At 32.5% G+C, this 12,832-nt stretch carries 10 protein-coding genes; 3 read left to right on the top strand and 7 right to left on the bottom strand.

Annotated features, from left to right (window positions below; genetic code table 11):
* Positions 1-48: 48 nt before the first annotated feature.
* Genes LL966_RS06675 through LL966_RS06695 form a run of 5 tightly spaced genes read right to left on the bottom strand, consistent with a single transcriptional unit; the run spans position 49 to position 6,620 of the window.
* Positions 49-645, bottom strand: coding sequence for a chemotaxis protein CheB (locus tag LL966_RS06675; protein ID WP_229351485.1), 597 nt, complete (start codon positions 643-645; stop codon positions 49-51).
* The gene (locus LL966_RS06680) at positions 624-1,436 is read right to left on the bottom strand and encodes a CheR family methyltransferase (protein ID WP_229351488.1); all 813 of its coding nucleotides are present in this window, start codon (positions 1,434-1,436) and stop codon (positions 624-626) included. Before LL966_RS06680 ends, LL966_RS06675 begins: the two co-directional genes overlap by 22 nt.
* 7 nt (positions 1,437-1,443) lie before the next feature.
* A complete protein-coding gene (locus tag LL966_RS06685; protein ID WP_229351490.1) occupies positions 1,444-1,809 on the bottom strand; it encodes a response regulator in 366 nt (121 codons plus the stop codon).
* Between the two features lie 17 nt (positions 1,810-1,826).
* Complete coding sequence (locus tag LL966_RS06690) at positions 1,827-5,390, bottom strand: response regulator (protein ID WP_229351492.1); 3,564 nt, start codon at positions 5,388-5,390, stop codon at positions 1,827-1,829.
* A gap of 12 nt (positions 5,391-5,402) precedes the next feature.
* Positions 5,403-6,620 (bottom strand): hybrid sensor histidine kinase/response regulator, encoded by a 1,218-nt coding sequence (locus LL966_RS06695; protein ID WP_229351495.1) that lies wholly within the window; start codon positions 6,618-6,620, stop codon positions 5,403-5,405.
* A 386-nt stretch (positions 6,621-7,006) separates the two neighbouring features.
* On the opposite strand from LL966_RS06695, the gene LL966_RS06700 reads away from it, so the two are divergent.
* Positions 7,007-7,855, top strand: a complete 849-nt coding sequence (locus LL966_RS06700; protein ID WP_229351497.1) for an SDR family oxidoreductase — start codon at positions 7,007-7,009, stop codon at positions 7,853-7,855.
* 103 nt (positions 7,856-7,958) lie between these two features.
* On the top strand, positions 7,959-8,219 hold the full coding sequence (locus LL966_RS06705; protein WP_229351498.1) for a SemiSWEET family sugar transporter: 261 nt from the start codon (positions 7,959-7,961) through the stop codon (positions 8,217-8,219).
* A gap of 68 nt (positions 8,220-8,287) precedes the next feature.
* Here the strand turns inward: LL966_RS06705 and LL966_RS06710 are convergent, their stop codons facing one another.
* Entirely contained in the window at positions 8,288-9,094 is an 807-nt protein-coding gene (locus LL966_RS06710) for a hypothetical protein (protein WP_229351500.1), read from the bottom strand.
* A 374-nt stretch (positions 9,095-9,468) separates the two neighbouring features.
* Positions 9,469-9,810, bottom strand: coding sequence for a hypothetical protein (locus LL966_RS06715; protein WP_229351502.1), 342 nt, complete (start codon positions 9,808-9,810; stop codon positions 9,469-9,471).
* A 210-nt stretch (positions 9,811-10,020) separates the two neighbouring features.
* Here LL966_RS06715 and LL966_RS06720 point away from each other — a divergent pair, with 210 nt between their 5' ends.
* A complete protein-coding gene (locus tag LL966_RS06720) occupies positions 10,021-12,831 on the top strand; it encodes a PAS domain-containing protein (protein ID WP_229351504.1) in 2,811 nt (936 codons plus the stop codon).
* The last annotated feature ends 1 nt before the right edge of the window (position 12,832 follow it).

The following is a 12,832-nucleotide window of genomic DNA, read 5'->3' on the forward strand; positions in this document are numbered from 1 at the left end:
GCCTTTTTAGCCAAAGAAAATCTATGTTTCTATGTGTTTAAAATGCCCTTATGTAGTTTCCTTATTTATTCCATTTATAAATTCAAGAATTTCCTCTGTTTTTAAAATATAATCTGGCTGACTGTGCAAAATAGCATTGTTGGGCATAAAAGACATTTCAGCAGAAACTGGATTCTGAACTACCGTTATTCCTCCTGCTTGCTCAATTGCTTTCATTCCCAATGTTCCATCGGAATTGGAACCAGAAAGTAAAATTCCGATTAGACTGCTGCCGTAAATTTCAGCAGCCGACTCAAATGAAACATCAATACTTGGTCTGCTGTAATTTATTTTTTCAGAAGTATCTAATGAAAGGGTTTCATTTCTTTCAAACAATAAATGATAATTGGATGGCGCTATATAAATAAACCCTGATTTTAAGGCAACTTTGTCCTCTACTTCTTTTACCACAATATTAGCTTTTAAAGCAAGTAAGGCTTCTAAAGTCTGCTCGTCAGAATTTTTTCTATGAACTACGATTACAATTGCAAAAGAAATAGGATTCTCTATAAAAGGCAAAATTTGCAGCAATGCCTGCAAACTTCCTGCTGAACCTCCAATTATAACTACCTTACAATCTTTTACTATTCTTTTATTTTCCTCCATATTTTTTCTCTTTCAAACTGTTTGTATTTAGTTTGAGATATAGAATATTTTATAGTTTCTTTTGTCCCAAGTGCTAAAAATCCTAAAACAGCAAGACTGTCATCAAATAAATTAACGACTCTTTTTTGCAGATTATTATCAAAATAGATTAAAACATTTCGGCACAAAATCAAGTCAAACTCATTAAAAGAAGTATCTGAAACTAAATTATGCTGCGAAAACACCATTTTTTCTGAAAGCTCTTCACTAAATTTCGCAAAGCCATAATTGGCAATATAATAATCTGAAAAATCCTGCTGTCCGCCAGAATCTCTATAATTGTCTGCATAATCTTTTATCATTCGTAGTGGAAAAATACCACTTTTTGCCGTTTCTAAAACTGCAGCATTAATATCTGTTGCATACAAAATTGACTTATGAAGCAATCCTAATTCTTTCAGCATAATCGCCATAGAATAGACTTCTTCGCCTGTAGAGCAACCTGCATGCCAGATTCTGATAAAAGGTTTTGTTCCTAATAATGGCAAAATTTCATTTCGAAGCACCAAATAAAAAGACGGATCGCGAAACATTTCTGTAACATTGACCGTAATTTCATCAATCATTCTTTTGCAATAATCTGGATCTGTGCGAACTTTTGAAAGGAATTCATGAAAATGCTTAAATCCATCTAAATAAAAAACCCTACTGACACGCCTTTTCAGTGAAGCTCTAGAATAACTTCCAAAATCAAAACCGTAATATTCGTAAACATCATTAATTAGAGCTTCTAGTTCAATATCTTCAATCATAATTCATTTAAATTTCCCCCAAAATCTGAAGTAATTTATCAACATCAACTGGTTTCGAAATGTATGCATCTGCCCCAGCTTCTAAACATTTTTCTTTATCTCCTGCCATAGCCTGTGCGGTTACAGCCACTACTAATGTAGATTTTTGTGATGGTATCGCTTTTATAAGCGGAATTGCTTCGTAACCGTCCATCTCCGGCATCATCATATCCATCAAAACAGCATCGATTGAGTCATCGTCTTTTAATATTCTAAGCGCTTCTTCGGCACTTAAACAAGACAAACAATCAAAAGATTTTGCTTTTAAAGTATTCACTAAAGCAAAAATATTTCTAGCATCATCGTCTACAATCAGTACACGTTTTTTTCCCATTTAAAGCTTTTTAAAGGTTAAATTTTATCATATAACCATACTCGTAACAACGATAACAGCTGATCTACATCTACAGGTTTTGTGATGTAATCTGAAGCTCCCGCCTTTATACATTTTTCACGATCTCCCGTCATCGCTTTTGCCGTTACGGCGATTACGGCTAAGTTAAGAAATTTAGGATTACTTCTTATTTTTTCTGCCGTCTCGTAACCGTCCATATTTGGCATCATCATGTCTAACAATACAACGTCTGTGTCTGGATTTTCATCTAAAATTTTAATGGCTTCTTTTCCGTCAAAAGCCGTAATAACATTCATTTTAAATGCTTCTAGCGCTTTAGAAAGGGAATAAATATTACGAACGTCATCATCCACAATTAAAACTTTTTTCTCAAAAAGAATGTTATTTAATGAATTCAGTTTTTTATGAATTTCCTTTGTTTTGCCGTCTTTTTTCTCCTCTACCAAATGAAGAAAAAGCGAAACTTCGTCTAGCATTCTTTGGTATGAATGTGCCGTTTTTACAATAATAGAATCGGCATATTTTCTAATTTTCAGTTCTTCTTTGATAGACAAACTTTTTCCTGTAAATACAATTACTGGAAGATTTTCCAAACCTGGACTTTTCTTTACTCCGTCTAAAATTTCGTAGGCTTGTTTGTCTGGAATTCCCATATCCAAAATAACACAGTCTACATCTTTCTTGGTTAAAAGAGATAATCCTTCAGAAACTTCACTTTTTATTTCAGAATTGATATTGTACGTTTCTAAGAAATAAGCTAGTGCTTTGGCATGTTTCGGATTGTCTTCAATAATTAAAACCTTTTGAGATTCCTTATTGATAATGTGCTCAATACGCACAAACACTTCCGGAATTCTATCAAAAGCAACTGGTTTGTCTAAGAAATCTACAGCACCTTTCAACAAACTTTCTTGTTTCAATTTATGCGATGACATGATATGAACAGAAATATGTTTCGTATGTGAGTGATTTTTTAGTTCTTCTAAAACTTCCCAACCGCTTTTAACAGGCAATTCAATATCCAATAAAATCCCGACTGGTTTATAAATTAAAGCAAAATTTAAAGCATAATCTCCTCTAACGGCAACTACTCCCTTATACCCTTTTTTCTGAGTGAAAGCTAATAACGATTTGGCAAAATTAATATCGTCCTCTACAATCAGAATTACTTTGTCGCCTTCTTCAATCGAATTTCGATCATCTTCAATTTCTGAAGGAATTACCTCGCTGATGTATCTTGGCTTTTCTTCATTTTCAATTTCTTCTTCATTTACCACTTCTTTTGGCTGTATTTTATTCACCAAAACTTTATTGATTGCCAATCCCAAAACTGGAACACACAACGTAAACGAACTTCCTTCATTTACTTTACTATGCAGCGTAATTTCTCCTCTAAGCAATTTAGCCAATTCACGGCTTATTGATAATCCTAATCCAGTTCCTCCATACTTACGTTTTGTTGAACCATCGGCTTGTTGGAAAGCTTCGAAAATAAGAGGTTGTTTTTCTAACGGAATTCCGATTCCAGTATCTTTTACAATAAAACAAATTATTTTATCATTGTCTGAAGCTACTTTAATTTCAAGGCTTACCGTTCCTTTTTCAGTAAATTTAATCGCATTTGAAATCAGGTTTTTTAAGATCTGTTCCAAACGCATTTTATCAGTTTTAATGACAATTGGAGCTTCTTTAGTAATAATCTCAAAGTTGATTCCTTTTTCTTTTGCTACTATATGGAATAAATTATAAAGATTGTCTGTAATTTCTTTTGTTGAAACGTCTAAAAATTCCAGCTCCATTTTTCCCGCCTCAATTTTAGATAAATCTAGAATTTCATCGATTAATCCTAATAAACTATTTCCTGAACTCTGAATCACTTTGGCAAATTCAATTTCTTCATTGTTCATCGTTTCGTTATTGTTTTCAGACAATAAACGGCTCAACAACAAGATTGAATTTAGTGGTGTTCTTAGCTCGTGCGACATATTGGCTAAGAATTCAGATTTGTATCGTGTGCTTAACTCTAAAGCTTCTGATTTTTTCTGAATTTCTGTATTTTTTTCTTCTAATAAAACACTTCTTTCCGAAAGTTCTTCGTTTGTCTGTTCTAGCTCTTCTTGCTGTACACGAAGTTCTTCTTCCGAAGCTTGCAGTTTTTCAGTTTGTGCTTCCAGTTCTGCATTTATAGCTTCCAATTCGCTGTGTTGTACTTGAAGTTCTTCCGATTGCGATTTAGTTTCCTCCAAAAGCTCCATCACTTTTTTACGGTTTTGAGTTGCTTTTAAAGCGATTCCGATATTGTTCGCAACCAGATTTAAAAACTCTAATTGCAGCACAGAGAACCCGTAAATGCTTGCTAATTCTACCGCACCTTCTACTTTATAATCCATTAAAGGAAGTGCAACAATATGTGTAGGCTTTATTTCTCCTAAAGCATAATTTATCTGAATATCATCTGGTGAAAGTGTTTTTAATTCCAGCATTTTTCCAGATACAATTGCTTGCCCGATCAAGCCTTCACCTTTTCTAATTCTTTCACGACTTTTACTAGGAATATAACTATATCCTCCAGAAACAGTCATTTCTTCACCATCTACGACATACAAAACACCCGCGCTGCTATTCGTGTATTGACATAAAAATTCAATTATATCCTTAGATAATTTCTGGATTGTTTTTTCGCCCAGCATTTTATCATTTAAACTTGCAACACCAGATTGAAGCCATTCTTTTTGAGATAATAAATCGAAAGAACTTTTCAGAGAATCCTTCATTTCATGAATAGAGCTTCCTAATGCTCCCAAAGTATCTGCTTTTCTATCGTCTATCTGAACATCATAATTTCCATTTGAAATTTGGGTCGCAATTCCGCTTATTACTTCTAAACGTTCTGCTATTTCAATATCTTTTTGTTCTAATTCTTTTTGCAATAAGGCTCTTTCATTATGGTCTTTTAGAATTCTGGCAAAGAATACTACCGTAATAATCAACGCAATAACAAACGCAACGATAATCAGAATAAAGCTGTAATTTCCGTATTGCTCAGAATTAGAAATACGTTCTTTTAGAAGAATTTGTTCTGTATTTTCGATGCTTTTGAATTTATTGCGAAGTTCATCCATCATTTTTTTACCTTCATCCAAATCAAAAACTACTGATGATTTTCCTAATTGTTTCTTTACAACCTGATTATGAAGGTATTTAAAGAAATTAGAACGAAGAGGTTTTAACTCATTAAGCCTTTTTTGCTGTGCAGGATTGTCTGCAGTTAATTCATCAAGCTTTTCAAAATAAGTATTGGACTCTTTTTCAGAATTGTAATGTTCTTCTAGAAATTCTTTTTTTCCGGTAATCAAATAACCTCGCATACTCGTTTGAGCATCGGTAATTATGGAAGAAGCAGCGTTTAGATTATAAATAACTTCCTGCGTATGATTAACCCAGTTATTACTGTCTAAAAGACTTTTAATACTTAAAAAAGATGCAGTCGAACTAATCATCAAAATCAACAATGAAATTGAAGAACTGATTAGTAAATTTCTTTTAAAATTACTCTCCATATTTGTTTTATACTATTTTTTATTGCTTAAAGGAAGTACAATAATAAAACTTGCACCTTCTCCTGGTTTACTTTTGGCGGTTATTAAACCGTTATGTTTATCTATGATTTTTTTAGCAATTGCAAGTCCGATTCCAGTTCCTTCATAGGTCTGGCGGTCATTTAAACTCTGAAAGATAATAAAAATTCGATCCAAATAAATTTCATCAAAACCGATTCCGTTATCTTTTACTGTAATTCTGCAAAATTTGCCTTCTGGCGATGTCGGACTGTCAATAGATTTATCTGCAATTATTTCTGAAGAAATTTCAATTTCCGGCTTCTGATCTATGCCCGAAAATTTGATTGCATTACCAATTAAATTCTGGAAAACCTGACGCATCTGACTTGGAATACTGTCTACATAAGGAAGTTCATTCGTTTTTATTGATGCATTTTTGCTTTCAATTAAATAATCAAAATCAGAAAGCACTTCTTGCAAAACCTCGTTTAAATCTGTTTTTTCAGGTTTAACTTGAGCAGAAAGTCGAGAATATGCCAAAAGATCGGTAATCAATGTCTGCATTCTTTCAGCCGATTTTATAGTTCGATCTACATAATCTACTGCTTTATCATCTGCTTTTAGATAAAGGTCTTTTATTATTTTAATGAAAATCTGAATTTTACGGATCGGTTCATTCAAATCATGTGATACAACCCAAGAAAATTGCTGCAATTCGTGATTTCGAAGTTCTAATTCTTCATTTTTCTGAACCAGTTCTTTTGTTCTTTCAGCAATTTTAATTTCAAGATTATCCTGTGCTTCTTTCCTAATTTTTATTTCTTTAGAAAGCAGATCTTTTATAGCTTTAAGTTCGTTTTGCTGCTCGTAGATTTTAAGAAAAGTTTTTACTTTTAAAATCAATAAATCAGAGTCAACAGGTTTAGTAATGTATTCTACGGCACCTGTTTCATAACCTTTAAAAATGTATTTTTTCTCGGTATTCAAAGCAGAAAGAAATATAACCGGAATATCTTTAGTACGCTGATTACCAGAAAGGATTTTTACTACTTCAAAGCCGTCAAGTCCTGGCATTTGAACATCCATGATTATTAAGCAATAATCTGTTTTTAAAATCTTTTTTAAAGCCTCTTCTCCAGATTCAGCACTATCGACATCGATATTATGCAGCTCCAATGTTTTCTTTAAGGCAATAATATTGGCCCTTATATCGTCTACAATTAATACCATGTTTGGAAGCTAAATCGGTTGTAAATCAAAATGATTATTTTAAATTGAATGTAAATTTTTTCTTATTTTCTTAATGAATTTCAAATAACAACATTAAAAATGATATGTAAAATCTCAAATGTATAAAAAAATAACTACTCGGTTTTTTATCTAAATCAAAAATAGTTACAGAATTCCCACTTTTGAGATGGTGATTTTGAAAAAGATATTGATTTTTAACTTCTTAGAAATTTCCTATTATTTTAACATTTCAAAAAAATTAATGTATTCTCATACAATATAGGGCAATTTATATTTATTGAGGCAAACAAAATTCCTTTTAAGCCAAGTATAAATGTAATTCTTAAGTAATTTTAAAAGACATACAAAGCCTAAAAGACAAAATCATGAAAAAGAAACAAACATTTCCAGAACAAAAGCAAAAACTTCCAGGCAACGAACACATGATGAATCCTGAGCCAGAAATTATACGAGAAAATTATATTGGAAGTGGTAAATTAAAAGGTAAAACTGCCTTTATAACTGGCGGTGATAGCGGAATCGGAAGAAGCGTCGCAGTTCATTTTGCTCGTGAAGGCGCTAATATAGCCATTGTATATTTGAAAGAAAATAAAGATGCGTTAGATACAAAAGTAATGGTTGAAAAAGAAGGCCAGCAATGCTTATTGATCAGTGGTGATTTGAAAGATGAAAAGTTTTGCCAAACAGCCATAAAAAAATGCCATTCAACCTTTAAGAATATTAATATCATTGTAAATAATGCCGCAGTGCAATTTCCGAAAAATGAATTGGAAAAAATAACAGCCTCACAACTTCAAAAAACTTTTGAAACCAACATTTATCCCTATTTCTATATTACAAAAGCAGCTTTGCCTTATTTAGAAAAAGGCGATTCTATTATCAATACAACGTCGGTTACGGCTTTCCGCGGAAGCGAACATTTGGCTGATTATGCTAGCACAAAAGGTGCCATTGTTAGTTTTACAAGATCACTTTCGACTATGCTGGCTAAAAAACAAATACGTGTAAATGGTGTTGCTCCCGGCCCAATCTGGACGCCACTGATTGTAGCAAGTTTTGAAAAATTATCTGATTTCGGAAAAGATAATCCGATGGAAAGAGCTGGACAGCCTTCTGAAGTGGGGCCTGCTTATGTGTTTTTGGCGTGTGAAGACAGCAGTTATATTACTGGGCAGTTTATTCATATTAATGGCGGTGAATTGGTCGGCGGATAATTTTAACCGCAAAATTCGCAAAGTATTACGCAAAGTTCGCAAAAAGTTTTTTTTTTAAAACCTCAGCATCTTAGTATCTCAGAACCTTAGAACCTTAGAAAAAATGAATTATATAGATATTCTTGGTCTTTTTGCAGGAGCGTGCATTACGATTTCAACAATTCCGCAGATATTGAAAGTTTGGAAAACAAAAAAAGTAAAGGAAATTTCTCTAAGAATGTTTGCTACACTTACTTTCGGAATTGCAATTTGGATTGTTTATGGTATTCTAAAAAACGATCTTCCTATTATTATTACCAATAGCGTTTCATTGGTTTTAAATCTTATTATGGTTTATTTTATTATTTATTATGAAAAGGAATAAACCGTTATAAAAGAAAAAAACAGCTTGACCAAAGCTGTTTTTTTGAAAGTGAAGATATAGGATGCTTACTAGCTAGCTAATTTTTGATTGTATGGTTTTAGTGTCAATGTTTTGGAATGGAAATTTCTTTTTAAGAAAAGAACTGGCGCAGCAATTGTATTCAGATTTAAATGAGAGAACTTTTTAATTTCTGAAAGCTGTTTAGTCGCAAAATTTAAAATAGGCACAAATGGCGTTAAATAATTATAACTGTGTTGCGCTATCTCTAACTCTAAGATCTCGCGTAAAATACTCTTCATTAACAAATAACGTACAGTTCCTTGCTGTGGAATGGATTGAAGTTCTTTAAATTTATTTTCAATTTTTTGATTTTCAGCACCGATATAGATATAATTTCCAGAATTATGCACAAAAATATTTCGCACCTGGCTTGCAAAATCAGATTTACAATTATCACTATTGGTTGGCATTCCGATTAATGAAAATTGAATTTGTTTATGGCTTTCAAAATACAGCACACTATTAATGGCTGATGAATTGCTCATAATACCAGACTGATTTTTTTTCAAACATTTGATTTCACCATTGGCTCCAAAACTGTGAAGTACATTTCCTTTTTCGCAATACGCAAAAAATACTGGCGCCATCGGATTAGATTCTATACTTAAATTAACATCTTGATTTAGAGTTAAATCAAAATTCAGATAGGTCATTTCTTTTTCAAAACGAACTCCAGAAATACTTCCACTTGCCCATTTTGATTTAACTTTCAATTTATATTCATTGCCGGTAACTAACAAATCACCGCCAAAACTATCTTTAAGATTATTAAAAACAGCATCAAATCCTCCTGTATTTATGTAAAGTTTCTTCATTATAATGGTTTGGTTTAGTAAATCGGTTAGTAATCATTTATACACAAAAACTAACCATGGTTTTCGTCTTCATTTCTATAAGTCAAATTTCGTTTATATTGTCTATCAAATCTTTATACAATTTTGGAGAGAATTTTCATAATTTCATTATGGAGTTGCAAAGCGGCAGAGAAACAAAGTGCCAAAGTTTTTTTCAAGCTCTAACTCTATTATTTTTAACTTTTTACCATAACAACAAAAACCTTTGTCCCTTTGTCCCTTTGTCCCTTTGTTACTTTGTTACTTTGAACCTCAAAAAAAAAAGCAGCTGCTCCAAATAAATTTGAAACAACTGCTCATCAGCAAAATAAAAATATCAATCTATTTTTATTCCTTTATGTCAATTCGTCTATGTCTGCGTTTTTAGAATAATTTGCTTTTGGAATGTCTTTAAAGAATTCGGCTTCATCTAAATCTGCTGTTGGTCCGTAACCTAATAAATGAGTTCCTTTTGCTCCGTCTTTTGTTTCAATTACATATAAGATTGACATATCATCAGGATCGCTCATTCCTTCATATCGGTGATGTGCTACAATAAAAATATCTTCAGGCTTATATTCGGTTTTGGTTTCAGCATTAATCAGAAGATTATTTTCGAACAAGTAACTTACATTGTAACCTTCTTGCTGATATCTTTTTATATTATCGATTTCGTGTTTAGAATCTTCTCTTTTCATGGTTTTTGTTTTTAATCCTTTATTCAAATTTCCGTATTGAAAACAAATAAAATTAACTCAAACGATTTTAATCTTAGCTCATTCAAAAATGAGTTTTGAGTGCATATTTTTTTTTTATTAATTTTAATCAAGCTAAATTTCAAACAAGAATTACTACATTTAAGTAGAAAAAAAAATTAGCTGATTTCTGAGACTATAAATTAAATTTTAATGAGTAATACTGACTATGATTTTCTGGCTAATGGAGGAGAAATGGGGAGACTTACCCGAGCTAAAGATTGGAGTAAAACAGCCGTTGGAGCCGTTGAATCTTGGCCTCAGAGTCTTCGCACCACTTTAGGCATTATCTTAAATTCTAAATTCCCAATGTTTTTATTTTGGGGACCAGATCATATATGTTTTTACAATGATGCGTACCGTCCAAGTCTTGGAAATAATGGAAAACACCCTTCTATTCTCGGAGAAAAAGGCGCAGATTACTGGCCTGAAATCTGGGATTTTATAAAACCCCTAATCGATAAAGTTTTAGATAAAGGAGAAGCTACTTGGCACGAAGATCAATTATTGCCTATTTACAGGAATGGCAAAATGGAAGATGTATACTGGACCTTTAGCTACAGTCCTGTAAATAATGATAATGGAAAAACAGCAGGTGTTTTAGTAATTTGTAACGAAACTACAAATCAAGTTATTACCCGTAAAAACCTTGAAGAAAGCGAAAAAAGGTTTAGAAATACTGTAAAACAATTACCGCTTGGAATCTGTATTTTGAAAGGTTCTGATTTAGTGGTCGAAATGGCCAACACAACTTATCTTCATATTATTGATAAAACAGAAAGCGATATTTTAAACAAACCGCTTTTTGATTCTGTTCCTGAAACAAAAGAAACGGCTTACCCTATTATAAAAAATGTCTTAGAAACTGGCGTACCCTATTATGCTGATGAATTTGCTGTGATTTTAAATCGCTACAGAAAACAAGAATTAGGATATTTTAATCTCGTTTTTTATCCTTTAAAAGAAGATAATACCATTGAAGGAATTATTGTTGTTGCCTACGAAGTTACTGAAGAAGTAAAAGGAAGACATCTTTTGACAGAAAGTGAAAAAGCTTTTAGAAATATTGTGATGGAATCTCCTATTGCGATGGCAATTTTTAGAGGAAAAGAATATATAATCGAAATGGCCAATTTAACCATGATGCACGACATCTGGCAGCGAGAAGAAAAGGATTGTATTGGCAAACCTTTATTAGAAGTTTTTCCAGAATTAATGAACCAAAAATATCCTGAATTGCTAAGCGAGGTTCTTTCAAGCGGAAAAACTATTCGTGAAAATGAAGCTGTGGCTTATGTTGATATTAAAGGAAAATTAAAAAGATTTTATCTCGATTATGAGTACACGACATTATACGACAAAAGCGGAAAATCTTCTGGTATAATGTGTACCGTTTATGATGTTACTTCTAAAGTAAAAGCAAGAAAAAAAGTAGAAACGGCGGAAGAAAGAGCAAGATTGGCCGCCGAAATTGGAGGAATTGCTACTTGGGATTTAAATCTTCTAAACAAAAAGCTAATTTATACCGATAATTTACTAGCCATTTTTGGGTTTGAAGAGCATACAAAAATTCTTCATCCGGATATTCGAAGCCGCATTCTTCCTGAAGACGATCATATTGTGGTTGAGGCATACGAAAGAGCTTTAGAAAATGGTATTTATAAATATGAAGCCCGAATCTTAAAATTAGATAATTCGATTGGCTGGATAAAGGTGCATGGAAGAATATTTTTTGATGAAAACAACATTCCTATAAAGATGCTGGGAACTGTTATGGATTTTACAATCGAAAAAAACATGCAGCAAGTATTGATGAAAAGCGAGAAAAAATTCAGACTCCTCGCCGACTCTATGCCACAGCTTATTTGGACCAGCGACACTTTAGGAAATTTGAATTATTTTAATGAAACATACTACACCTATTCTGGAGTTTCAAAAGAAGAAATTGAGAAAAATGGATGGCTTCAAATTGTACATCCCGACGATCGAGAAGAAAATGTAAAACTCTGGATGGAGTCTGTAAAATCAGGAAATGACTTTCTGTTCATACACCGTTTAAAACGTTACGACGGTGATTATAGATGGCAATTGAGCCGCGCTATTTCGCAATTGGATGAAAACGGAAAAATACAAATGTGGGTAGGAACTAGTACCGATATTGAAGAACAAAAAAACTTTACAAATCGTCTTGAAGAGCAAATTCTAGAGCGTACAACGCAATTAGAACTTAAAAATAGAGATTTGGTTAATATGAACATTGAGTTACAATCTTTTGCGTATATCTCAAGCCACGATCTTCAGGAGCCGCTTAGAAAAATTCAGACGTTTGCAAGCCGCCTAGCCGATTTAGATGAACAGAACATTTCGGCAATTGCCAAAACTTATCTGTCTAGAATTGAAATGTCTGCCAAAAAAATGCAGAATTTAATTCAAGATTTATTGACTTATTCCAGAACAAATTCTGCTGAACGCGTTTTTACAAAAGTAAAAGTCGATACTATTGCTGAAGAAGTGGTTAGTGATTTTTCGGAAAGAATTGAAGAAAAAAATGCTGTTGTAGAATATTCAAATTTAGGAGAAGCAACTGTTATTCAGTTTCAATTTAGACAATTACTTCATAATTTGGTTGAAAATGCATTGAAGTTTTCTAAACCAGGAATTCCTCCACATGTAAAAATTTCGATGGAAAAAATCGATGGAAAACTGCTTCCAAATGCTGAATTTAAAGACAAAACATACTTTCACTTACAAGTTTCTGATAACGGAATTGGTTTTGAGCTTATTTATAAAGAAAAAATCTTCGAAGTTTTTCAGCGTTTAAATACTGAAAGCGAATATAAAGGAACCGGAATCGGACTTGCCATTGTAAAGAAAATCGTTGAAAATCATAAAGGCATCATTTCTGTTTCCAGTGAAAAGGGAAAAGGTTCTGTTTTTAATATTTATATTCCTGATTTGACTTAAA

Source organism: Flavobacterium chungbukense (assembly GCF_020805785.1).
Classification (GTDB): Bacteria; Bacteroidota; Bacteroidia; order Flavobacteriales; family Flavobacteriaceae; genus Flavobacterium; species Flavobacterium chungbukense.